The organism is Micromonospora sp. RB23, from assembly GCF_053585025.1.
In genome coordinates, this window is the sequence record NZ_CM132111.1 from 2,001,706 (window position 1) to 2,025,299 (window position 23,594).

Annotated in this window: 18 protein-coding genes; 11 read left to right on the forward strand and 7 right to left on the reverse strand. The window is 71.1% G+C overall.

Annotated features, from left to right (window positions below):
- Positions 1–13: 13 nt before the first annotated feature.
- Together ACTFTM_RS09275 and ACTFTM_RS09280 are read right to left on the reverse strand one after the other, a co-directional pair.
- A complete protein-coding gene (locus ACTFTM_RS09275) occupies positions 14–1,765 on the reverse strand; it encodes an ATP-binding protein (RefSeq protein ID WP_449565399.1) in 1,752 nt (583 codons plus the stop codon).
- Between the two features lie 201 nt (positions 1,766–1,966).
- A complete protein-coding gene (locus tag ACTFTM_RS09280; RefSeq protein ID WP_449565400.1) occupies positions 1,967–2,713 on the reverse strand; it encodes a pyrimidine reductase family protein in 747 nt (248 codons plus the stop codon).
- A gap of 150 nt (positions 2,714–2,863) precedes the next feature.
- Here ACTFTM_RS09280 and ACTFTM_RS09285 point away from each other — a divergent pair, with 150 nt between their 5' ends.
- The 6 genes from ACTFTM_RS09285 to ACTFTM_RS09310 all read left to right on the forward strand — a co-directional run bounded on the left by ACTFTM_RS09285 (position 2,864) and on the right by ACTFTM_RS09310 (position 9,547).
- Positions 2,864–3,409, forward strand: coding sequence for a plasmid pRiA4b ORF-3 family protein (locus tag ACTFTM_RS09285; protein ID WP_449565401.1), 546 nt, complete (start codon positions 2,864–2,866; stop codon positions 3,407–3,409).
- A gap of 258 nt (positions 3,410–3,667) precedes the next feature.
- Positions 3,668–4,978 carry an ABC transporter substrate-binding protein gene (locus ACTFTM_RS09290; RefSeq protein ID WP_449565402.1) on the forward strand — a complete coding sequence of 437 codons (1,311 nt, stop codon included), beginning with the start codon at positions 3,668–3,670 and terminating at the stop codon, positions 4,976–4,978.
- Between the two features lie 110 nt (positions 4,979–5,088).
- Positions 5,089–6,075, forward strand: a complete 987-nt coding sequence (locus tag ACTFTM_RS09295) for a carbohydrate ABC transporter permease (protein WP_449565403.1) — start codon at positions 5,089–5,091, stop codon at positions 6,073–6,075.
- Positions 6,076–6,145: 70 nt separating this feature from the next.
- Positions 6,146–6,991: a carbohydrate ABC transporter permease gene (locus ACTFTM_RS09300; protein ID WP_355051884.1), complete on the forward strand. Its 846-nt coding sequence runs from the start codon at positions 6,146–6,148 to the stop codon at positions 6,989–6,991.
- Positions 6,988–8,421: a GH1 family beta-glucosidase gene (locus ACTFTM_RS09305; protein WP_449565404.1), complete on the forward strand. Its 1,434-nt coding sequence runs from the start codon at positions 6,988–6,990 to the stop codon at positions 8,419–8,421. The genes ACTFTM_RS09300 and ACTFTM_RS09305 overlap by 4 nt, the downstream gene beginning before the upstream one ends.
- 79 nt (positions 8,422–8,500) lie before the next feature.
- Positions 8,501–9,547, forward strand: a complete 1,047-nt coding sequence (locus tag ACTFTM_RS09310) for a LacI family DNA-binding transcriptional regulator (protein WP_449565405.1) — start codon at positions 8,501–8,503, stop codon at positions 9,545–9,547.
- A gap of 155 nt (positions 9,548–9,702) precedes the next feature.
- Here the strand turns inward: ACTFTM_RS09310 and ACTFTM_RS09315 are convergent, their stop codons facing one another.
- Both ACTFTM_RS09315 and ACTFTM_RS09320 read right to left on the reverse strand, forming a co-directional pair.
- The gene (locus ACTFTM_RS09315) at positions 9,703–10,914 is read right to left on the reverse strand and encodes an acyl-CoA dehydrogenase family protein (RefSeq protein ID WP_449565406.1); all 1,212 of its coding nucleotides are present in this window, start codon (positions 10,912–10,914) and stop codon (positions 9,703–9,705) included.
- On the reverse strand, positions 10,914–11,993 hold the full coding sequence (locus tag ACTFTM_RS09320) for a phosphotransferase family protein (protein ID WP_449565407.1): 1,080 nt from the start codon (positions 11,991–11,993) through the stop codon (positions 10,914–10,916). Before ACTFTM_RS09320 ends, ACTFTM_RS09315 begins: the two co-directional genes overlap by 1 nt.
- A 201-nt stretch (positions 11,994–12,194) precedes the next feature.
- Between ACTFTM_RS09320 and ACTFTM_RS09325 the strand changes: the two genes are divergently transcribed.
- From ACTFTM_RS09325 to ACTFTM_RS09345, 5 genes are all read left to right on the forward strand, one after another.
- Positions 12,195–13,919 (forward strand): alpha-keto acid decarboxylase family protein, encoded by a 1,725-nt coding sequence (locus ACTFTM_RS09325; RefSeq protein ID WP_449565408.1) that lies wholly within the window; start codon positions 12,195–12,197, stop codon positions 13,917–13,919.
- 142 nt (positions 13,920–14,061) lie between these two features.
- On the forward strand, positions 14,062–14,763 hold the full coding sequence (locus ACTFTM_RS09330) for an ACT domain-containing protein (RefSeq protein ID WP_355051760.1): 702 nt from the start codon (positions 14,062–14,064) through the stop codon (positions 14,761–14,763).
- A gap of 89 nt (positions 14,764–14,852) precedes the next feature.
- Positions 14,853–15,926 (forward strand): GNAT family N-acetyltransferase, encoded by a 1,074-nt coding sequence (locus ACTFTM_RS09335; protein WP_449565409.1) that lies wholly within the window; start codon positions 14,853–14,855, stop codon positions 15,924–15,926.
- Positions 15,927–16,110: 184 nt separating this feature from the next.
- Positions 16,111–19,008 carry a glycoside hydrolase family 9 protein gene (locus tag ACTFTM_RS09340; protein ID WP_449565410.1) on the forward strand — a complete coding sequence of 966 codons (2,898 nt, stop codon included), beginning with the start codon at positions 16,111–16,113 and terminating at the stop codon, positions 19,006–19,008.
- Positions 19,009–19,233: 225 nt separating this feature from the next.
- Complete coding sequence (locus ACTFTM_RS09345) at positions 19,234–21,723, forward strand: non-reducing end alpha-L-arabinofuranosidase family hydrolase (RefSeq protein ID WP_449565411.1); 2,490 nt, start codon at positions 19,234–19,236, stop codon at positions 21,721–21,723.
- A gap of 57 nt (positions 21,724–21,780) precedes the next feature.
- Here the strand turns inward: ACTFTM_RS09345 and ACTFTM_RS09350 are convergent, their stop codons facing one another.
- From ACTFTM_RS09350 to bioB, 3 genes are read right to left on the reverse strand one after another with little or no spacing between them, the layout of a single operon-like run.
- The gene (locus ACTFTM_RS09350; protein WP_449565412.1) at positions 21,781–22,287 is read right to left on the reverse strand and encodes a GNAT family N-acetyltransferase; all 507 of its coding nucleotides are present in this window, start codon (positions 22,285–22,287) and stop codon (positions 21,781–21,783) included.
- 4 nt (positions 22,288–22,291) lie between these two features.
- Positions 22,292–22,528: a biotin synthase auxiliary protein BsaP gene (gene bsaP / locus ACTFTM_RS09355; RefSeq protein ID WP_449565413.1), complete on the reverse strand. Its 237-nt coding sequence runs from the start codon at positions 22,526–22,528 to the stop codon at positions 22,292–22,294.
- A 5-nt stretch (positions 22,529–22,533) separates the two neighbouring features.
- The gene (gene bioB / locus ACTFTM_RS09360; RefSeq protein WP_449565414.1) at positions 22,534–23,529 is read right to left on the reverse strand and encodes a biotin synthase BioB; all 996 of its coding nucleotides are present in this window, start codon (positions 23,527–23,529) and stop codon (positions 22,534–22,536) included.
- Between the last annotated feature and the right edge of the window lie 65 nt (positions 23,530–23,594).

The following is a 23,594-nucleotide window of genomic DNA, read 5'->3' on the forward strand; positions in this document are numbered from 1 at the left end:
TGCCGGCCCTCAGCTAGAACGGGATGTCGTCGTCGGTGCCGCCGCCGGAGCCCACCACGGCGAACGGGTCGGCGGACTGGGTGATCGAGCGCAGCGTCTCGGAGGGGGCGCGGCCCGCCTCGGACACCCGGGTGGCCCAGGCCGGGAACGGGAACTCCAGGCAGAGCGGCACCGGGATGTCCGGCTGGTTGACGAACATGGTGCCCGGCTTGGCGAGCAGCGCCCGCTGTCGCTGGGCCGGCGGCAGGAAGCCGTACTCCGGGCGGGACGCCTCGGCCGGGTCGAGCCGGCCGACCACCCGGATCGCCGAGTTGGTGACGATGCGGCGCTCCACCTCGCTCGCCGTCTGCTGGGCACCGATCAGGATGACCCCGAGCGAGCGACCCCGCTCGGCGATGTCGAGCAGCACCTCCTTGATGGGGGAGGAGCCCTCCCGGGGCGCGTACTTGTTCAGCTCGTCGAGGACGACGAAGAGCAGCGGCTTAGCCGTGCCCGCCTTCTCCTTGCGCTCGAACTCGCTCTTGAGCGTCACACCCACCACGAACCGCTGCGCCCGGTCGGGCAGGTTGTGCAGGTCGACGACGGTCACCTGCGCCGACTCGCTGGTGTTGATCGAGTGCGGGCGACGGACGGCCAGGTCGCCACGGATCAGCCGGGCCAGGTCCTTCTTGCTGCCGATCAGGCGGCGGGCGAACGCGTTGACGGTACCCAGGCCGACCGCGCTGCCCGCCCAGTCGGAGCGGGTCTCGTCGTCGTTGAGCGCATCGACGATGTGGTCGACCAGGTCGCCGTAGGACCCGAGCCGGACCCCGTCGATGCTCACGCCACCGTCGGCGGGCTGGGCGTAACGGGCCAGGTGCGCGGCCACCGAGTGCACGACCATCGTGTACTGCTGGCGCTCGTCGTCGGCGTCCGCGAAGACGTACGGCAGCAGACGGTCGGAACAGAACTCGCTCAACGTCCAGTAGAAGGCGTCCACACCGGTCAACCGGCTGCTCACGTCCGGCGTGCCGGCCGCGTCACCGACCCGGGGCGGGGCGTACACCCGCACGTCGGGGAAGGCGCCGGCGCTCAGGCCCAGCTTCGCGTACGCCGCCCGCGTCGGCTCGTCGAGGCGCGTGTTGGGGTGGTCGAGGAACAGCAGGTCCTCGCCCTTGACGTTGAAGATGAGCGCCTTGCCGTTGACCGCGTCGCCGCCCAGGACGCCGGAGCGGAACACCGAGTAGAGCAGGAAGGTGGCGAAGCTCGTCTTGGTGGCCACCCCGGAGATGCCGGAGATCGAGACGTGCGCGCCCCGGCTGCCGTCGAGGAAGTCGGCGTTCAGGTAGACCGGCACGCCGTCGCGGCCCATCCCCATCGGGATGCGCCGCTCCATCCGGTCGAAGTGCAGCGCGCGGGCCCGCGCGTCGCCCTCGGCGCGGTGCACCACGGCCCCCGGGGTCGGCGGCACGTACAGCTCCGGGTCGACCCGCGTGGTGGTGACCTCGGCCGCCTCCTGCACCTGGGCGGGCAGGGTGCCGTCGGCGATGGCGAAGACGTCCGAGTCGAACTGGGCGCCCTCGTGCCGGGCCCGGACCTGCGTGACCACCCCGGCGATCGTCACGGGCTCGCGGTCGGGCAGCTCGCGACGGGTGACCACCACGTCGTCGAGCTGGAGGTAGCTGCCGGGGGCCACGGCCGTCCAGAACTGCAACGGCGTGGCGTCGGCGGTGCCCAGTACCCGGCCGACCAGCTCGCCCGGGCCGTCGAGGTCGGCGTCGGTCATCGGGCGGCTCGGGTCGGTCGGGCAGCACGGTCGGGAAGCATGACGTGCATCCTGCCCGAGGAGTACGACAGGTCGCCACGCGACGCGGCGGACGACACCCTGGTCGGTCACACCCGCGACGCTGGGTGTGCGATCGGGCGACGGCCCGTCACGCGCCCGTGCGTGACGCGCCGCTTTCCGGGCGCGGGCGTGCGGAGGCCGTCAGTCGCGGGCGTGCCGGAGCATCAGGACGCCGTCGTCGGCGGCGAGCACGTGCCGCAGCGGCAGGTGCCGGGCCGGCGTGGCGTCGCCGGCGGTGATCCGCCCCGGCCCCGGCCCGGCGAGCAGCGGCGCGACCGTGAGGCACAGCTCGTCCACCAGGTCGGCCGCGGTGAGCGTGCCGAGCAGACGCGGGCCGCCCTCGCAGAGCAGCTGGGTCAGTCCACGCCCGTGCAGCGCGGCCAGGGCGGCGGCGAGGTCGACCCGGTCGGCGCCGCAGCGCAGCACGTCGGCGACGTCGCCGAGGCCGGGTGGCGGCTCGGCGGCGGAGTGGGTGAGCACGATCGGCCGGACCGGCGCGTCGGCGAACGCGGCCTGCGCCGGGTCCAGGTCGAGGGTGCCGGAGACGACCACGAGCGTCGGGTACGCGGACAGCCCGTTGGCCGTCCGCCAGGCGCGACGGCGCTCGTCCAGGCGGACGGCCCGGTACCCCTCGTGCCGCAGGGTGCCGGCGGCCACGACGAGGGCGTCACAGACCATCCGCAGCAGGCCGAACACCCGCTTGTCCGGCTCACCCGAGAGCCCGGCGGAGAAGCCGTCGACGGTGACCGCGCCGTCCAGGCTGGAGACGAAGTTGACCCGCAGTCGGGGCCGGTCGGCGCGGCCGTAGAGGGCGGTCAACGCCGCGTCGTCGAGCGGCTCGGCGGACGGCTCCGGCCAGAGCCGCCGGATCGGAATTCCGACCGTCATTCGCCGGCCGGACCGGTGACCGGAGGGGGCGGTTCGGCGGTACGGTGCTGGCAGTCGCACCAGTTCCGGCCCGGGCAGTCGTCGTGCCGCCGGTCCCGGCACGCTCGGCAGATCATGCTCGCAGCCTAAGCCGCTCAAGGACAGGACAGCATGCCGCGTCAGATCTTCCAGCTGAAGATGTCCCTCGCCGGCGTCCGCCCGCTCGTCTGGCGTCGGGTGCTCGTCCCGGCCGGTTACACGCTGGACCGACTGCACCGGGTCGCGCAGCTCGCGATGGGCTGGCGGGACTGCCACCTGCACTCGTTCGAGATCGACACGGTGGCCTACGGCGAGCCCGACCCGGACGGGGATCTGGCGGTGCACGACGAGCTGGACGTCCGGCTGGACGCGGTGCTCGGCAAGGGCAGCAGGTTCTCCTACACGTACGACTTCGGCGACTGGTGGGAGCACGACCTGGTCGTCGAGGACGCGCTGGCCGCCGACCAGGAGGAGCGGTACCCGCTCTGCCTGGACGGGGAACGCGCCTGCCCGCCGGAGGGCATCGGTGGTCCGCTGGGCTACCAGACGCTGCTGGCGGCCCTGACCGATCCGGCTCATCCGGAGCGGGCTCTCCTGACCGGCTGGGTCACCGGCGGCTTCGACCCGGCGTTCTTCGATCCCGCCGTCGCCACGACGCTGCTGCGCCGCTTCTGCTGACCTGGCTGGTCAGGCGCGGGAAAGTCCCTGGTGCGTCGCTCTGAAACAGGGCGGTAACGATCTGGGAACGCTCCCAATGGTCTATTGACACCCTGGTAGCGCCCCGGCAATCTCATGGGAGCGCTCCCGGGGGAGTGGCGGAAGTCTCCTTCACCGCACGCCCCGGACGCCCTCGGCCACCGGCCGAGCGGCGCGGGGCGCTACAGCACCCCCCACCACGCACGACACACCAAGCCTCACCACTTGAGAGGGGTCAGGATGAGCGTCACCTCACGTCGCCGCTTTGCGGCGATCGCGCTCGCGTCCGTCGCCGTGCTCGCCGCGGCGACCGCCTGCGGCGACGGCGACTCGTCGTCCGATTCGGACGGCGGCAAGGTCACCCTGGTCGTCGACGTCTTCGGCGACCAGGGCTTCGGCTACGAGGAGCTCTACAAGCAGTACCAGACGGAGCACCCGAACGTCACGATCCAGGAGCGCGGCAAGGGCCTCGGCCTCGGTGACTACAACACCCGGCTGACGCAGCAGATCACCGCCGGTGCCGGTGCCGGCGACGTCGTCGCCCTCGAAGAGGGCACGATCGTGCAGTTCTTCGCGCAGGCCGACAAGTTCGTGAACCTGGCCGACCACGGCGCCAACGACCTCAAGGCCAACTTCCTGCCCTGGAAGTGGGAGGGTGGCCTCACGCCGGACGGCAAGGTGCTCGGCCTCGGCACCGACGTCGGTGGCATGGCCGTCTGCTACCGCAGCGACCTCTTCAAGGCCGCCGGTCTGCCGACCGACCGCGAGCAGGTCGGCGCCCTCTGGCCGACGTGGGACGACTTCATCGCCCAGGGCCAGAAGTTCACCGCCGCCGACAAGAAGCACAAGTTCGTCGACTCGGCCACGAACTTCTACAACATCGTGCTGATGCAGACGGCGGGCGCGGGCAACGGCTACACCTACTTCGACAAGAGCAACAAGCTGGTCGTCGGCGAGAACCCGGACGTGCAGACCGCGTTCCAGCAGACCACCAAGATGATCAGCGCGGGCCTGTCGAACAACCTGCGGAGCTTCTCCAACGAGTGGAACGCCGGCTTCAAGAACGGCAGCTTCGCCACCATCGGCTGCCCGGCGTGGATGACCGGTGTCATCAAGGGTCAGGCCGGTGACGCGGCGGCCGGCAAGTGGGACGTCGCCAAGGCGCCGGGCAACGGCGGCAACTGGGGCGGTTCCTGGCTGGCCGTGCCGAAGTCCAGCAAGCACCAGAAGGAAGCCGCTGAGCTGGCCAAGTTCCTGACCAGCGCCAAGAGCCAGACCGAGGCGTTCAAGAAGGTCGGCAACCTGCCCTCGTCGCCGCAGGCGCTCGAGGACCCGGCCGTGCTCGCCGCGACCAACGAGTACTTCAGCGGCGCGCCGATCGGCAAGATCTTCGCCGCTGGCGCCAAGGAGCTGAAGCCGGTCTACCTCGGCCCGAAGAACCAGGCGGTCCGGGACGCGGTCGAGAACGCGCTGCGCAGCATCGAGCAGGGCAAGGCCGCCGACGCCGCTTGGCAGGACGCGGTGAAGAACGGCCAGGCAGCAGGCAAGTAACGGCTGCGACGCGCTCACGGGTGGTGCCGCTCCGGCACCACCCGTGACCCGCGTCGACACGCCCTGCCGCGGCGCCCCACGACGGCGCCGCCGAGTGTGAAGGACCGCTCATGAGCTCCCTGAAGACCCCCGCGCCACCGGGCGCCTCGGCCCGCGGGCCGCGTCCGGCGCCGCGGCACTCAACGGCGCGCCGCCGGCAGCTGAACCGGCTGGACCTGCGCTTCACCCCGTACATCTTCGTTCTGCCGTTCTTCGTGCTCTTCGCGATCTTCGGCGTCTACCCGATCGTTTACACGTTCTGGATCGCGATGACCGACCGGTCACCGATGAACGCGACGATCAGCTTCGTCGGTCTGGACAACTTCGTCGAGCTGTTCACGAACGACCCGCAGTTCTGGAACGCGGTGGTGAACACCTTCGGGATGTTCGCGCTCTCCACCATCCCGCAGCTGCTCATCGCGCTGATGCTGGCCAACGCGTTGAACCGCCGCATCCGCGGCCAGATGTTCTTCCGGCTGGCCATCGCGATGCCGATCATCACCTCGACCGCCGTGGTGGCGCTCATCTTCTCGATGATCTACGCCCGCGACTTCGGTCTGATGAACTGGCTGCTCGACCTCGTCGGCCTCGGCCCGATCGACTGGCGGGCCAACCGCTTCGCCTCCTGGGTCGCCATCGCCACGATGGTCGACTGGCGGTGGGTGGGCTACAACGCCCTCATCTACCTCGCCGCGATGCAGTCGATCAGCAAGGACGTGTACGAGGCGGCCGCCCTCGACGGCGCCTCGCAACGCCGCCAGTTCTGGTCGATCACCATCCCGCAGCTGCGTCCCACCATCATCTTCACGCTGATCATCTCGACCATCGGCGGTCTGCAGCTCTTCACCGAGCCGCTGATGTTCACCAGCGGATCGGGCGCGCTCTCCGGCGGCACGGAGGGGCAGTTCCAGACGATCACGATGTACCTGCTGGACGTCATGAACCAGCGGTTCCGGTGGGGGTACGCGGGCGCGGTCGCCCTGGTGCTGTTCCTGCTGATCGCGTCCGTCTCGTTCATCAACTACCTGCTGGCCCGCCGCATCAGCTCCGACAAGTGAGGGTGGCCCACCCATGACCAGTACCACTCTGCGACCGCCGTCGGTCCGGCCACCGGCCGAGCGCAACGGCATCCGCCACAGCGCGGAGAAGCTCTGGACGGCCAGCCCGCTCACCTGGTTCGGGCTCGTCCTCGGCGTCATCCTGTCGCTCTTCCCGTTCTACTGGATGATCGTCATCGCCTCGCGGACCAGTGACGCCGCGAACTCCTGGCCGCCGCCGTTCCTGCCGGGCGGCAAGCTGGGCGAGAACATCCAGCGGGTTCTCGACAACGGCGACGCGAACATCGTCAAGGGCCTGATGAACTCGTTCCTGGTGTCGGGCACGATCACGGTGGCGACCGTGTTCTTCGGCTCGCTCGCCGGATTCGCGTTCGCGAAACTGCGCTTCCGCGGCAAGAACGCGCTGCTGCTCATCATCCTGGCCTCGATGATGATTCCCATTCAGCTCGGCGTGCTCCCGCTGTACATCCTCATGGCGAAGCTGGAATGGCTCAACACGATGCCGTCGGTGACGGTGCCGTTCCTGATCGGCGGCTTCGGCATCTTCATGATGCGCCAGTACGCCGAGCAGGCCGTCCCCAACGAGCTGATCGAGGCGGCGCGCGTCGACGGCTGCTCCACCTGGCGTGTCTACTGGCACGTGGTGGTGCCGGCGCTGCGGCCCGCGGCGGCCGTGCTCGGGCTGCTCACCTTCATGGAGCAGTGGAACCAGTTCTTCTGGCCCTTCGTGGTGCTCGCCGACCCGGCCAACCCGACCGTGCAGATCTCGCTGCGCAGTCTGAACACCGCATACTTCGCGGACAATTCTCAGATTTTCGCGGGTACGCTCATCGCGACCCTTCCGCTGTTCATCGTCTTCGTTCTGTTCGGCCGCCAGATCATCGGCGGGATCATGGAAGGTGCCGTCAAGTCGTGAGCAACCCCGCCAGCCCATCCGCCGTCGATCTCCTCGACGAGCGTTCCGGGCTGACCTTTCCACCCGGCTTCCTGTGGGGAGCCGCGACCGCGGCATACCAGATCGAGGGGGCGGCGGCCGAGGACGGCCGCACCCCGTCGATCTGGGACACCTTCAGCCACACCGAGGACAAGGTGGTCAACGGGCACACCGGCGACGTGGCCTGCGACCACTACCACCGGCTCGGCGACGACGTCGCGTTGATGGCCGAGCTGGGCCTGAAGTCGTACCGTTTCTCGGTCTCCTGGCCCCGGGTGCAGCCCGGCGGCACGGGCGCGGCCAACCCGAAGGGCCTGGACTTCTACCGGCGGCTCGTGGACGAGCTGCTGGCGAACGACATCGAGCCGTGGCTCACCCTCTACCACTGGGACCTTCCCCAGGAGTTGGAGGACGCCGGCGGCTGGCCGTCGCGGGACACCGCCGCCCGCTTCGCCGACTACACCACGCTCGTCGCCGACGCGCTCGGTGACCGGGTGCGCTACTGGACGACGCTGAACGAGCCGTGGTGCTCGGCGTTCCTCGGGTACGGCTCCGGCGTACACGCCCCGGGCCGGTCCAACGGCGCGGACTCGGTGCGCGCCGGCCACCACCTGATGCTCGGGCACGGCCTGGCCGTGCAGGCCCTGCGGGCCGCCCGGCCCACGGCCGAGGTGGGCGTGACCGTCAACCTGTACCCGGTCGACGCGGCCACCGACGCTCCCGCCGACGTCGACGCGGCCCGGCGGATCGACGGGCTGGCCAACCGCTTCTTCCTCGACCCGCTGCTGCGCGGGTCGTACCCGGAGGATCTGGTGGCCGACCTGCGCGAGGTCACCGACTTCGACCACGTCCGCGACGGCGACCTGGAGACCATCTCCACGCCGCTGGACCTGGTCGGGATCAACTACTACAGCCGGCACGTGGTCGCCGCGCCCGTCGAGGGCGCCGAGCCCGAGCCGTACTGGCGGGCGCCCTCCTGCTGGCCGGGCAGCGAGGACGTCCGGTTCGTCACCCGGGGCGTCCCGGTCACCGACATGGACTGGGAGATCGACGCCCCGGGCCTGGTGGAGACGCTGCGTCGGGTGCACGAGGAGTACACCGACCTGCCGCTGTACGTCACCGAGAACGGCTCCGCGTTCGTCGACACGGTCGTCGACGGGCAGGTCGACGACGTCGACCGGCTGGCCTACTTCGATGCCCACCTACGGGCCTGCCACGAGGCGATCAACGCCGGCGTCCCCCTGCGGGGATACTTCGCCTGGTCATTGATGGATAATTTCGAGTGGGCCTGGGGTTACACCAAGCGCTTCGGCATGATCCACGTCGACTACGACAGCCAGCTTCGCATCCCCAAGTCCAGCGCCAGGTGGTACGCCTCGGTGATCCGACGCAACGGTCTGGCCGCACAATAGGCTCGGGCCAGCCATCAGGGCGGTCCCGGCGTCCACTTCCGGGTGGCGCCGGGTCCGCCCGCCGTCGGAGGAGCAGACGATGACAACGCAGCGCACCCGCTCGCTCGGGCGCCCGACCCTCGACGCGGTCGCGGCGCGCGCCGGCGTGGGTCGGGGCACGGTCTCGCGCGTGGTCAACGGCTCGCCCCAGGTCAGCCCGGAGGCCCGGGCCGCGGTCCAACAGGCAATCGCCGAGCTGGGGTACGTGCCGAATCGTGCCGCCCGCGCGCTGGTCACCCAGCGGACCGACTCCGTCGCCCTGGTGGTGTCCGAATCCGGGGAGCGGGTCTTCACCGAGCCGTTCTTCGCGGCGATCGTACGGGGGATCAGCTCCGGCCTGCTGGAGACGCCCATGCAGCTCTGGCTGGCGATGGCCCAGTCGCCGGTCGAGCGGGAGCGCGTCGAACACCACCTCACCAACCAGCACGTCGACGGAGTGCTGCTGCTGTCGTTGCACGACTCCGATCCGCTGCCCACCCTGCTCGAGGAGCGTGGCCTGCCCGCGGTGCTCGGTGGCCGGCCGGCCCGGATGCTGCAACCCGGGGCTCAGCCGGCGTGGTTCGTCGACGTGGACAACGTTGGCGGGGCGCGGCAGGCCGTGGAGTACCTGACCAGCCAGGGGCGGCGGCGCGTCGCCACCATCGCCGGCCCGCAGGACATGGGCGCCGGCCTGGCGCGGCTGGCCGGCTACACCGAGGCCGTCAAGGCCACCGGCGTCGGCGTCAACCCCGACCTGATCGCGTACGGCGACTTCAGCGAGAACAGCGGGGCGACCGCCATGCGCCGGCTGCTGGACGCCTGCCCGGACCTGGACGCGGTCTTCGTCGCGTCCGACCTGATGGCGTTCGGCGCGTTGCGGACCCTGCGCGACGCCGGCCGGCGTGTCCCGGAGGACGTCGCCGTGATCGGCTTCGACGACGCGCCGGTCGCCCGGCAGGCGGATCCACCGTTGACGAGCGTGTTCCAGCCGGTCGAGGAGATGGGCCGGCAGATGGCCCGACTGCTGGTCGCCCGCATCCGCGGCGACGACCTGCCCGCCCCGCACATCCTCCTGGACACCCAGCTGGTCCACCGCGCCAGCGCCTAACCCCTCCTACCCACCCCACCCCCTCTCTGCCGCGTTGATCATGAAGTTAGCGGCGTCCGCGTCGGCGTGTCGTGACGCTAACTTCATGATCAACCGGGCCGGGCCGGGCCGGGCCGGGCCGGGCCCGGCGGGGCCGGGCGGGGCGGGGGTGTGGGTTAGGGGAGCCAGCGGCGGAGTTCGCGTTTGGCCAGGGAGTTGCGGTGGACCTCGTCGGGGCCGTCGGCCAGGCGCAGGGTGCGGGTCTGTGCCCAGAGGGCGGCCAGGGGAGTGTCCTGGCTGACGCCCGCGCCGCCGTACCCCTGGATGGCCTTGTCGATCACCCACTCCGCCATCGCCGGTGTGGCGATCTTGATGGCCTGGATCTCGGTGTGCGCGCCCTTGTTGCCGACGGTGTCCATCAGCCAGGCCGTCTTGAGCACCAGGAGGCGGGCCTGTTCGATGCGGACCCGCGACTCGGCGATCCACTCCCGTACGACGCCCTGCTCGGCGAGCGGTCGGCCGAACGCGATCCGCTCGTTGGCGCGGCGGCAGAGCAGCTCCAATGCCCGCTCGGCCATTCCGATCAGCCGCATGCAGTGGTGGATCCGGCCCGGCCCGAGTCGGGCCTGGGCGATGGCGAAGCCGGTGCCCTCGGCGCCGATCAGGTTCTCCGCCGGTACCCGGACGTCGGAGAAGTCGATCTCGGCGTGCCCGCCGTGGGTGCCGTCGGTGTAGCCGAAGACGTGCATGCCCCGGCGGACGGTCACGCCCGGGGTGTCCCGGGGGACGAGCACCATGCTCTGCTGGCGGTGCCGGTCGGCGTCCGGGTCGGTCTTGCCCATCACGATGAAGATCTCGCAGCGCGGGTCCATCGCGCCTGACGACCACCACTTGCGGCCGTTGATGACGTACTCGTCGCCGTCGCGGGTGATCCGGGTGGCGATGTTCGTCGCGTCGGAGGAGGCGACCTCCGGCTCGGTCATGCAGAAGGCCGAGCGGATCTCGCCCTCCAGCAGCGGCATGAGCCAGCGCTCGCGCTGGGCGTCCGAGCCGAACTCGGCCAGCAGCTCCATGTTGCCCGTGTCCGGGGCCGCGCAGTTGAGCGCCTCGGGCGCCAGGTGCGGACTGCGCCCGGTCAGCTCGGCGAGCGGGGCGTACTGGAGGTTGGTCAGGCCGGCGCCGTAGCGCGGGTCGGGCAGGAACAGGTTCCACAGGCCGCGCTTGCGGGCCTCCGCCTTCAGCTCGGCCAGCACCGGGGTACGCGACCACTCCTCGCCGGTGGCCGCCTGCTCGGCGTGCACCGGCTCGGCCGGGTAGACGTGTTCGGTCAGGAACCGGGTCAGCTCGTCGCGCAGCTCCTCGGTCCGGGCGTCGTACGCGAAGTCCATCACCGCTCCCTGGCGGCGGTCAGCCCGTGCGCGACCAGCGGTGCCACCATCTCGCCGATCCGGTCGAAGCCCTCGCCGAGCGTCTGCCCGAGCGTGTGGCGGTAGTGGATGCCCTCGCAGATGACCGCGAGCTTGAAGCAGCCCAGCGCCACGTGCCAGTGCAGCGGCCCGACGTCGACGTCGCTGCGCCCGGCGTACCTGTCGATCAGCTCGGCGCCGGTGGGGAAGCCGGCGCGCGGACCGAGGCCGTCGGCGACAGGGTTGCCGGCGGCCGTGTCGCTGTCGCCCAGCACGTCCCAGTACGTCAGCAGCAGCCCCAGGTCGGCGAGGGGATCGCCGAGGGTGGCCATCTCCCAGTCGAGGACGGCGTGCACGGCCACCGGGTCGGCGGAGGCGAGGAGGTTGTCCAGCCGGTAGTCGCCGTGCACGATGCGGCCGGCGTTCGCGCCCTCGGGTGCGGTCGCGGCGAGCCTGTCGCGCAGCTCGTCGATGCCGGGCAGGTCGCGGCTGCGCGAGCGGTCGAGCTGCCCGGCCCAGCGGCGGACCTGCCGGGCCAGGTAGCCCTCGGGGCGGCCGAAGTCGGCGAGCCCGACGGCGGCCGGCTCGACGGTGTGCAACGCGGCGAGAGTGTCCATCATCGCCATGGCGAGGGCCCGGCGCCGCTCGTCGCCCAGCGGGTCGGTCTGGGCGCGGGTGCGGAACACCTCGCCGGGCATGCGTTCCATCAGGTAGAACGGTGCGCCGAGGACGTCGGTGTCGGTGCAGAGCAGCAGCGCGCCGGGCACCGGCACCTCGGTGGGCGCCAGCGCGGAGATGACCCGGAACTCGCGGGCCATGTCGTGCGCGGTGGCCAGCACGTGCCCCAGCGGTGGGCGGCGCAGCACGACCTCCCGCTCGCCGAGGCGCAGCAGGTAGGTGAGGTTGGACTTGCCGCCCGCGATCAACTGGGCCCGCACCGGCCCCACGGCCAGGTCGGGTCGGTGCGTCGCCAGGTAGCCGGTGAGCCGATCCAGGTCGACGCCGGCGGGGGTGGCCGGAACGGCGTCCGGCCGGAGCGCGCTGACGGCCGGATCGGTCATCCGACTAGTTGATGGCAGGTCGCTCACGTTGTCAAGGTCAGGTACGCCTGACGGGTCGTCGTCAGCGCTCCCGGCCAGGCGAGGCGGCCTCGCCGCCGGTCGCGCCACTCTGTGGACAATCCGTATGCATTGCGACATTTGCCCGGATATCGTCGCCATCTGGGACCGCGACAGCGGTCTCCGGAGCAGCGGGGGGCAATCGTGGTGAAGGCGCGCGAGGGCACGACGACGGTCGGCGAGCTGTTGCTCAGCCGGCTCTACGACCTCGGGGTACGCCATGTCTTCGGGTTACCGGGCGACTACAACATGGATTTCCTCGATCAGATCGAGGCGTTCGACGGGATCGAGTGGGTCGGCAGTTGCAACGAGCTCAACGCCGGCTACAGCGCCGACGGATACGCCCGCCTCGCCGGCGTGGCCGCGATCCTCACGACGTTCGGTCCCGGTGAGCTGTCGGCGGTCAACGCCCTCGCCGGGGCCATGGCGGAGTCGGTGCCCATCGTCTCGATCGTCGGCGGTCCGACCGAGGAGATCATGCGGCAGCGCACCTCCATGCACCACTCGCTCGCCGACGGCGACTTCGACCACTGGGTACGGGTGGCACGCGAGGTGACGGTCGCCCAGACCTCGCTGACCCCGCAGAACGCGCTGGGAGAAATCGACCGGGTGCTCACCGAGTGCTGGTCGCAGCGGCGTCCGGTCTACGTCCGCATGCCCGGCGACGTGGCCCACGCCGAGGTCGCGGAGCCGGGGCGACCGTTCACCCGCCCCGAGCCGGTCGTCTCACCCGGGCAGCTCGACGCCTTCGCCACCGCCGCCCGGCGGCTGCTCGCCGGTGCCGAGCGGCCCGCCCTGCTGGTGGGGAACCTGCCGATCCGCCTCCACCTCGGCGCCGCCGTGGCCGCCCTGGCCGCCGAACGGAACTGGCCGGTCGCCGCGCAGTCGCTGGGACGGGGACTGCTGGACGAGTCCGACCCCCACTACGTGGGCGCCTACAACGGCGGTGACAGCGTCGACGAGGTCCGCGCGGTCGTGGAGGACTCGGACGCGCTTGTCTGCGTGGGCACCACGTTCTTCGACTGGGACGGCCTGTTCACCGCCGACATCAAGGTCGACCGGGTGGTCAGCCTGCACCGCGACGCCGCTGTCGTCGGCGGCACCCGCTTCGCCCCGGTCGCCCTGCCGGCAGCGCTGCGGTGCCTGCACGAGATCGCCCCGAACCGTACGGCGGAGTGGTCACGCGCGCCGCTGCTGACGGCCGACCCGCCCGCACTCGACCCGTCGAGCAACGAACCGGTCCGGCAGGCGCTGCTCTGGCCGGCGATCCAGCGGATGCTGCGCGAGGGGGACATCTTCGTCCCGGAGACCGGCACCCCGTCCTTCGGCGCGGCGACGATGCGCCTGCCCGCGGACGTCACCGTCGTGTGGCCGCCCATCTGGGGTTCGATCGGCTACGCCACCCCGGCCGCCTTCGGAGCCGCGGTGGCGGCGCCGGATCGACGGACCGTGCTCGTCACCGGCGACGGATCACTGCAACTGACCGTGCAGGAGATCAGCCGGATGCTCGCCACGAACCAACGCCCGGTCATCATCGTGGTCAACAACGGCGGCTACACCGTCGAGCGGGCGGTCGACGGGCGGCACCAGCCGTACAACGACATCGACAACTGGCGGTACACCGAACTGCCGGCGGTGTTCGGACGGGACAAGGGCTTCACCGCCCACGTCGCCCGTACCGAAGGCGAGCTGGCCGCGATCCTGGCCGGCATCGACGGCCCTCCGGCCCAGTTGACCCTCATCGAGGTGGAGACCGACCCACTGGACCTGCCCACCGGCATGCCCCAGTGGGGTCGGGAGACGTCCGCCGCCGACTACCACGCACAGCTCGCCTCCACACCGGTCCTGCCCCTGGGCGGGCTCCCCTGAGCGTCGGTGTCCGGTTCCACCCTGTCACCAGCCGCCGGAATTTCCGCTCGGGATATGCCTCTGCAACAGGGACGAAATGGTCACCCGGCAGGCTGTTGTGAGCCTGCCGGCCGTCGCCGGCCCGCCGAGCGGAGGGACAGACATGTTGCTGCGAGTTCGGGTCACCCTGCCGGACCGTCCGGGCACCCTCGGCCAGGTAGCCCGCACGCTGGGTGTCTCCGGCGCGGACATCGTTCAGGTCGTGGTCCTGGAGCGTCTCGGCGGGCGCGCGGTCGACGACTTCACGGTGGTGTGGCCCGGCGCGGCGCGGGTCGAGCGTCTGCTGGCCGGTCTCGCGGCGATCCCGGGCGTACGGGTGGACGGTGTGTGGCGGGCGATCGGCGCGCCCACCACCACCGGCCAGGACGCGGAGCTGCTGGCGCAGGTCGCGGCGAACCCGGCCGACGGCCTGGCGACCCTGGTGGACGCCGTGCCGGGGCTGCTGGCGGCCGACTGGGCGGTCGCGGCCGTGGTGCCGGCGGACTGGGCGTCGCGTACGGGGGGTGGCGGGGCCACCGTCGGTCACGCGAGCTGGCGCGCTCCCGTACCGCCGCGGTTGCCGGAGGTGACCCCGCTGCGCGGTCGGTCGATGACCGCACCCGACGGCACCCACTACGCGATCGCCCCGTTCGGGCGGGCCGGTCTGGTGCTGGTGGTGGCCCGCGAGCACAACGAGACCCTCTGCGCCGCGGGTTTCCACAGCACGGAGGTCGACCGGCTCACCCAGCTCGTCCGGGCCAGCGCGGTCATCCTGGGCGACCGGCTGGACCTGGTCGGTGCGCCCCCGGTGGTCGCCGGTCCCTGACCAGCGCGAGGAGTTCCCGGGTCGACACCGGCGAGCAACCGGGCGGCAACAGCAGCGGGCGAGGCTCTGGGTGGGGAAGGGAGCCAACCATGACGTTGTGGCGGATCCGAGCGACAGTGGACGACCGGCCCGGCTATCTGTCGGTCCTCACGGCGAGCCTCGCGCTGCGCGGGGTCAACATCCTCACGGTGCAGGTGCAGCCCACCGAGCAGGGCGCGGTGGACGATTTTCTGGTCGACGCGCCGGACGCGCTCGACGAGGCCGGGCTGATCGCCGCCGTCGAGCGGGGTCGCGGGCGGGACTGCTGGGTGGCGCGCAGCGAGGCGCGCGGCCTGGCCGACCAGCCCACCCGGGTGCTCGGGCTGGCCAACCGGCTCGTACGCGACCCGGACGCGACGGGTGAGGCGCTGCGTACCCTGCTGGGCGCGGATTCGGTGAGCTGGCGTCCGGCGGCGGCCGGTGCGGACCGGGGCGCCACCGACACGAGCATGGTGCTGGCCGATCCGGCGGGCGGTACGTTCGCGTTGCGCCGGGCCGCGCCCGCCTTCACCCCGGCGGAGTACGCCCGGGCGCAGGCCCTGGTCGAGCTGGCCGCCACCGTCACCCGCCGAGCTGTCGAGCACGTCGCCCTGGTGCTGCCCGACGGTGTCGAGGTGACCGTGCGGCCGGCGTGCGCGGACGACCTGTCGGGTGTGGTGGAGCTGCACGAGGCGTGCTCCCCGCGCAGTCGGGAGCGGCGCTACCTGAGCGGGGCGGCACTGCCGCCGCCGGCCCGGCTGCGCCGCCTGCTGGAGCCGAGTCGCGGGCTCACCCTGGTCGCCACGACCACCGACTCCGACGGCGCGGTGGTCGCCATGGCGAACCTGCTCGGCGAGGGCGACGAGGCCGAGGTGGCGCTCCTGGTACGCGACGACTGGCAGCGCCGTGGCCTGGGCTCGGCCCTGCTGCGCCGGCTGGTGTCGCACGCCGACCGGGCCGGGTACGCGGCACTGGTCCTGCACGTACGGGCGGACAACGCGCCCATGCTGCGGATGCTGCGTCGGCTGGACCGGCCCAGCTCGGTGCAGCGGGACGGCGGTCTGCTCACGCTGACCGTGCCGCTCGGGGTGCCTGTGGCGGGCGCTCGTGCGGTGGTCGTCCCGGGAGGCCAGCAGCGAGCCTGACGGCGGCGCCCGACACGGGCTTCCCAATCGGCGGGGTGCACATTACATTGTCGGTTATCCATGGGAGCGCTTCCATGCGCCCCGTGGTCACACCGCCACCCCCGCTGTCGCCGGTGGCCGTGCCGCCCCCACGCCGTCCCGCGTCGGTGCGACCGCCGGCGGCGCCTCCCCACAGGAGCCCTTCATGCGCCACCTGACCCGGCCGTCCACCGGCCACCCCGGCCGGTCGCCCGTCGCCGACCAACCGTGGCCCCGGCGGCTGCTGGCCGTCGGCATCGCCCTGCTCACCGGCGCGTCCCTCGCGGTCGCCGCGCCGACGCCCGCTCCCGCGTCCGCCGCGCCCGCCTTCAACTACGCCGAGGCGTTGCAGAAGTCGCTGCTGTTCTACGAGGCACAGCAGTCCGGCCAACTGCCCGACTGGAACCGCGTCTCCTGGCGTGGCGACAGCGCCCTCACCGACGGGGCCGGCACGGGAGTCGATCTGACCGGTGGCTGGTACGACGCCGGCGACCACGTCAAGTTCGGCTTCCCGATGGCGTTCAGCGCCACCATGCTCGCCTGGGGCGCGGTGGAGTACCGCAGCGGCTACAGCGCCTCCGGCCAGCTCCCGCACCTGCTGAACAACCTGCGCTTCGTCAACGACTACTTCATCAAGGCGCACCCGTCGGCGAACGTCCTCTACGGACAGGTCGGCAAGGGCGACGACGACCACAAGTGGTGGGGCCCGGCCGAGGTGCTGCCGATGGCGCGGCCCGCGTACAAGATCGATGCGAGCTGTGGCGGCGCGGACCTGGCGGGGGAGACGGCCGCCGCGATGGCGGCCTCCTCGATGGTGTTCCGGCCCACCGACGCGACCTACGCGGACAAGCTGCTCACCCACGCCCGGCAGCTCTACACGTTCGCCGACACCGTGCGGAAGGCCTACAGCGAGTGCATCACCGACGCGGCCTCGTTCTACAAGTCGTGGAGCGGCTACCAGGACGAGCTGGTGTGGGCCGCGATCTGGCTCTACCGGGCCACCGGCGACGCGAGCTACCTGAGCAAGGCCGAGAGTGAGTACGACAAGCTCGGCACCGAGCCGCAGTCCACGACCCGCTCGTACAAGTGGACGATCGCCTGGGACAACAAGCAGTTCGGCGCGTACGTGCTGCTGGCGAACCTGACCGGCAAGCAGAAGTACGTCGATGACGCCAACCGCTGGCTGGACTACTGGACGGTCGGGGTGAACGGGCAGCGCGTGCCGTACTCGCCCGGTGGGATGGCGGTGCTCGATTCCTGGGGCGCGCTGCGCTACGCGGCCAACACCTCCTTCGCCGCGCTTGTCTACAGCGACAAGACCACCGACGCCACCCGCAAGGCCCGGTACCACGACTTCGCCGTCCGGCAGATCAACTACGCGCTCGGCGACAATCCGCGCAACTCGAGCTACGTGATCGGGTTCGGGGCCAACGCGCCGAAGAACCCGCACCACCGCACCGCGCACGGCTCGTGGTGGGACAGCCAGACCGTGCCCGTCGAGACCCGGCACACCCTCTACGGCGCGCTGGTCGGCGGCCCGTCCTCGGCCAACGACGCGTACAGCGACAGCCGGTCGGACTATGTGATGAACGAGGTGGCCACCGACTACAACGCCGGCTTCACGTCCGCGCTGGTCCGGCTGACCTCCGAGTACGGCGGCACCCCGCTGGCGAACTTCCCGGTCGCCGAGACGCCGGACATCGACGAGCTGACCGTGGAGACCACCGTCATGCAGGCCGAACCCCGGGCCACCGGCCTCAAGGCGATCGTCTACAACAAGTCGGCGTTCCCGGCGCGAGCGCTGACCAACGGGAAGTTCCGGTACTACTTCCGGCCCGACGGCAGCGGTCCGGTGCAGGTCACCTCCGGTTACACCCAGGGCTGCCCGTCGCCGACCACCGCCAAGCAGTTCAGCGGCGAAATCTGGTACGTCGAGGTGGACTGCACCGGCTACACCATCGCCCCGGCCGGCCAGTCGGCGCACCGGATGGAGGTCCAGTTCAAGATCGGTGTGCCGGAGGGCGGCACCTGGGATCCGACCAACGACCCGTCGTACCAGGCGACCGCCGGCCCGAACCGCAAGGTTCCGCTCTACGCCGGCAGCACCCGCGTCTGGGGTGACGAGCCGGGGCCGGTCGTGCCGGACACCACCGCGCCGAGCGTCCCGGGCAAGCCGGTGGCGTCCAGTCTCGCGTCCCGCTCGGTCACGCTGACCTGGTCGGCGTCCACCGACACCGGCGGTAGCGGCCTGGCCGGCTACGACGTCCGCGAGGTCCAGGTCAACAGCGACACGGTCGTGGTCCGGCCGGTCACCGGCACGACGCTGACCATCTCGACGCTGCTGCCGGCGACGTCGTACGAGTTCACCGTCGTGGCCCGCGACGGCGCGGGCAACACCTCGGCGGCCTCGCCGGTGCTCACCGTGACCACGCCGCCGACCGGCTCCACCGACACGACCGCGCCGAGCACGCCCGGCACGCCGGTCGCCTCGGCGGTCACCGCCACCGGCCTCACCCTGGCCTGGACGCCGTCCACCGACAACGTGGGCGTCACCGGCTACCGGGTCTACCGCGAGGCCGGCACGACCGACGCGCTCATCGGGTCGCCGACCGGCAGCACCCTCGCGGTGACCGGGCTGACCGCCTCCACGGCGTACCAGTTCTACGTGGTGGCCGTCGACGCGGCCGGCAACACCTCCGCGGCGTCCGCGCCGGTCGCGGTGACCACGGCGGCGCCGCCCGTCGGCGGCACCTGCTCGGTGGGGTACGCCACGACGGACTGGAACACCGGCTTCACCGCCACGGTGACGATCACCAACACCGGCACCGCCGCGATCAACGGCTGGACGCTGCGGTTCAGCTTCGCCAACGGGCAGACGGTCAGCCAGGGCTGGTCGGCGACGGTCAGCCAGTCCGGGGCGGCGGTCACCGCGGCGAACCTGTCCTACAACGGCACGATCGCGCCGGGCGCGTCGGTGAGCTTCGGCTTCAACGGCTCGCACAGCGGCAGCAACCCGAAGCCGACGGCCTTCACCGTCAACAACACCACCTGCGCCATCGCCTGAGGCCGGGCCACGTCGTCGCGGCCGGTCACCGTCTCGGAGGTGACCGGCTCGGCGTGGCCGGCCACGTCCTGCCGCGCCAGCCCAACACATTTCCGAAACTTTTCCGAAACCTTCATTGCCCGGGCCGGTCGCGTGATATGAACATCGACTGAGATAAATATTTTCCTGAGACATCTGGTCGTCCCCGCCTCGGCGGCTTGGGTGCAGGCCAGTAAGGAGGCAGAGATGGCAATGACCCCATCCGTTCAACGCGGCGGGACCAGGCGACGGCGATCGCCAGTCGTCCGGGCGCTGCTCGCCGGCACGTTCAGCGTCGTGACCGTGGCCGCCGTCGCGGTGATGATGCCCTCGGCGAACGCCGCCGCGACCACGCTCGGCGCGGCCGCCGCGCAGTCGGGCCGGTACTTCGGCACCGCCATCGCGGCGGGCCGGCTCAGCAACTCGACGTACAGCACGATCGCGGCACGTGAGTTCAACATGATCACGGCCGAGAACGAGATGAAGCCGGACGCGACGGAGCCCCAGCGGGGCCAGTTCAACTTCAGCTCCGGTGACCAGATCTACAACTGGGCGACCCAGCGCGGCCTGAAGGTCCGAGGGCACACCCTGGCCTGGCACGGGCAACAGCCGGGGTGGATGCAGAGCCTGAGCGGCAGCAGCCTGCGCCAGGCGATGATCGACCACATCAACGGCGTGATGGGCCACTACCGGGGCAAGCTCGCCGCGTGGGACGTGGTGAACGAGGCGTTCAACGAGGACGGCAGCCGCCGCAACTCGAACCTCCAGGGCACCGGCAACGACTGGATCGAGGTGGCGTTCCGGACGGCGCGAGCAGCCGACCCGTCGGTCAAGCTCTGCTACAACGACTACAACATCGAGAACTGGTCGTACGGCAAGACGCAGGGCGTCTACCGCATGATCCAGGACTTCAAGTCCCGCGGCGTGCCGATCGACTGCGTCGGTCTGCAGACCCACTTCACCGGCGGCAGCTCGCTGCCGAGCAACTTCCAGACCACGCTGTCCAGCTTCGCCGCGCTCGGCGTGGACGTGGCGCTGACCGAGGTCGACGTCACCAACTCCTCCACCACCCAGTACGCCGGGCTCACCCAGGCGTGCCTGAACGTGCCGCGCTGCATCGGCATCACCGTCTGGGGCGTACGCGACAGCGACTCCTGGCGCTCGAACGAGAGCCCGCTGCTCTTCGACGGCAACGGCAACAAGAAGGCCGCCTACACCTCCGTCCTCAACGCGCTCAACGCGGCCCCGCCGACCTCGGGTCCGACCGTGAGCCCGACGGTCAGCCCGACCGTGAGCCCGACGGTGAGCCCCACCACGAGCCCGCCGCCGAGCGGCGGTGCCGGCCGGATCGTCGGCGTGCAGTCGGGCCGGTGCATCGACGTGCCGAACTCCACGCAGACCAACGGCACCCGCGTCCAGCTCTACGACTGCAACAGTCAGTCGAACCAGCAGTGGACCTACACCAGTGGCAAGCAGTTGCGGGTGTACGGCAGCAAGTGCCTCGACGCGAACGGCGCGGCCACCGCCAACGGCACCGGAATCATCATCTGGGACTGCAACAACGGGGCGAACCAGCAGTGGAACATCAACTCCAACGGCACCATCACCGGTGTGCAGTCCGGCCGCTGCCTGGACGTCTGGGGCACCGGTAACGGCCAGCAGGTCCAGCTGTACGACTGCCACGGGCAGACCAACCAGCAGTGGCGGACCGACTTCGGTGGCGGCACCCCGCCGACCACCACGCCGCCCACCACGCCGCCGCCGACCACCACGCCGCCGCCGACGGGTGGCTGCGCGCTCCCGTCGACCTACCGGTGGTCGTCGACCGGCGCGCTGGCGAGCCCCAAGAACGGATGGCTCTCGCTCAAGGACTTCACCAACGTGGTCTACAACGGCCAGCACCTGGTCTACGGGTCCTACGTCAACAGCAGCGGCCAGTACAGCTCGATGAACTTCGGCACGTTCACCAACTGGTCCGACATGGCCGCGGCCAGCCAGAACGGAATGAGCCAGGGCACCGTGGCGCCCACGCTGCTGTACTTCGCCCCGAAGAACATCTGGGTGCTGGCGTACCAGTGGGGACCGACCTCGTTCAGCTACAAGACGTCGAGCGACCCGACCAACGCCAACGGCTGGTCCTCGGCGCAGACACTGTCCACCGCCACCCTCTCGGACGCCCCGTACGGGGTGATCGACCAGACCCTCATCGGCGACGACCAGAACATGTACCTGTTCTTCGCCGGGGACAACGGCAAGATCTACCGGTCGAGCATGCCGCTCGGGAACTTCCCGGGCAGCTTCGGCTCGACCTACACGACGATCATGACCGACTCGACCAACAACCTGTTCGAGGGCGTCGAGGTCTACAAGGTGGCGGGCCAGAACCAGTATCTGATGATCGTCGAGGCGATCGGGAGCCAGGGACGCTACTTCCGGTCGTTCACGTCCACCAGCCTGGGCGGCTCGTGGACCCCGCAGGCCGCCACCGAGAGCAACCCGTTCGCGGGCAAGGCCAACAGCGGCGCCACGTGGACCAACGACATCAGTCACGGTGACCTGGTCCGCACCAACCCAGACCAGACCAAGACCGTCGACGCCTGCAACCTCCAGTTGCTGTACCAGGGCAAGGACCCCGGTGCGGGCGGCGACTACAACCGGCTGCCGTGGCGGCCGGGCGTACTGACCCTCCAGCGCTAGGCACGGGAAACAACGGGCGTGTCCGGCACCGTGTGGTGCCGGGCACGCCTGTCCGATTCAGTCGGTGAGGTCGTCCGCGAGCAGGTCCATCAGCAGGGCGTCGTGCCAGCGGCCGTCCTCGCCGCGCTCGTAGCGGCGCATGATGCCCACCGGACGGAAGCCCACCTTCGCGTACGCCCGGATGGCGGCGCTGTTCGCCGCCGCCGGGTCGATGGTGAACCGGTGGTGGCCGTACTCGTCGATCAGGTGCCGGGCCAGGGTGCGGATGGCGTCCCCGCCGAGACCCGCGCCGCGTGACTCGGGGTCGAGGAACACGTCCAGGCTGGCGTGCCGGTAGTCCGGGTCCGACTCGGCGTACCACTGGATCGCGCCGATCACCCGGCCGTCGTGCTCGATGGCGTACAGCGTCAGGTCGTCGTCGCCCAGGTCGGCGCGGACCGCGGCGGTCAGGTCGTCGCCGCCGCGCCACCACCGGCGTACCTCCGGGTGCGCCCGGATGGCCGCGAGGGCGGGCACGTCCGCGACCGTCGCCGGTCGCAGGGTCACCGCACGCCCGCGCAACACCGGCTCAGCCCCTGCTCTCGCCGTGCTCGACACAGACCGCCGACCACCCGACGGGCAGCACCTGCACCTTCATCCGGCGTCGGCAGCGTGGGCAGTAACGCGGCGGCTCCAACTGCCGGGCCGCCGCGCAGCCCGGGTGCGGGCCGTCGGCTGCGGCCTCGCCGCACCTGTCGCACCAGAGCACGGCCTCCGACGCCGGCCCGCCGCTGCGGGTCGGTTCGGCGTCGGAGGTCGTCGTCATGGTCGTCACAGCGTGGCGGAGAGGGCCTTGACCGGCATCTTCAGCTCGTCGAGCAGGTCGAGGTCGGCGGTCGCCGGCCGGCCCAGCGTGGTGAGGTAGTTGCCGACGATCACCGCGTTGATGCCGCCGAGCAGACCGTCGCGGGTGCCGAGGTCGCCGAGGGTGATCTCCCGGCCGCCCGCGTACCGGAGGATGGTGCGCGGCATGGCCAGCCGGAACGCGGCGATGGCCCGCAGCGCGTCCTTGCCCTCGACCACCGGACGGTCGCCGAGCGGGGTGCCGGGGCGCGGGTTGAGGAAGTTCAGGGGCACCTCGTGCGGGTTCAGCTCGGCGAGCTGCGCGGCGAACTCCGCGCGCTGCTCGACGGTCTCGCCGAGGCCGAGGATGCCGCCGCAGCACACCTCCATGCCGGAGTCGCGGACCATCCGCAGCGTCTCCCAGCGCTCCTCCCACGAGTGGGTGGTGACCACGTTCGGGAAGTACGACCGGCAGGTCTCCAGATTGTGGTTGTAGCGGTGCACGCCCATGTCGACCAGGTCGTCGACCTGCTCCTGGCTGAGCATGCCCAGCGACGCGGCGACCTGGATGTCGACCTCGGCCTTGATGGCGGCCACGCCCTCGCGCATCTGCTTCATGAGCCGCGCGTCCGGACCGCGTACGGCCGCCACGATGCAGAACTCCGTGGCCCCGGTCTTCGCGGTCTGCTTCGCGGCCTCGACCAGGGACGGGATGTCCAGCCAGACCGAGCGCACCGGGGACGTGAACAGCCCCGACTGGGAGCAGAAGTGGCAGTCCTCCGGGCAGCCGCCGGTCTTCAGCGAGACGATGCCCTCGACCTCGACCTCGGGGCCGCACCACCGCATCCGTACCTCGTGCGCGAGTTGCAGGGCGGCGGGCAGGTGCTCGTCGGGCAGGTTGAGCACGGCGAGGACGCCGGCCTGGTCGAGGCCGACGCCGTCACCCAGGACCTGGGTGCGGGCCTGGTCGAGGATCTCTGGCATGGCTCGTACCCTACAAGGCCCCCGGTCCGCCGGGTATGACCCGCCGTCGGCGCCCGACCGGCGGC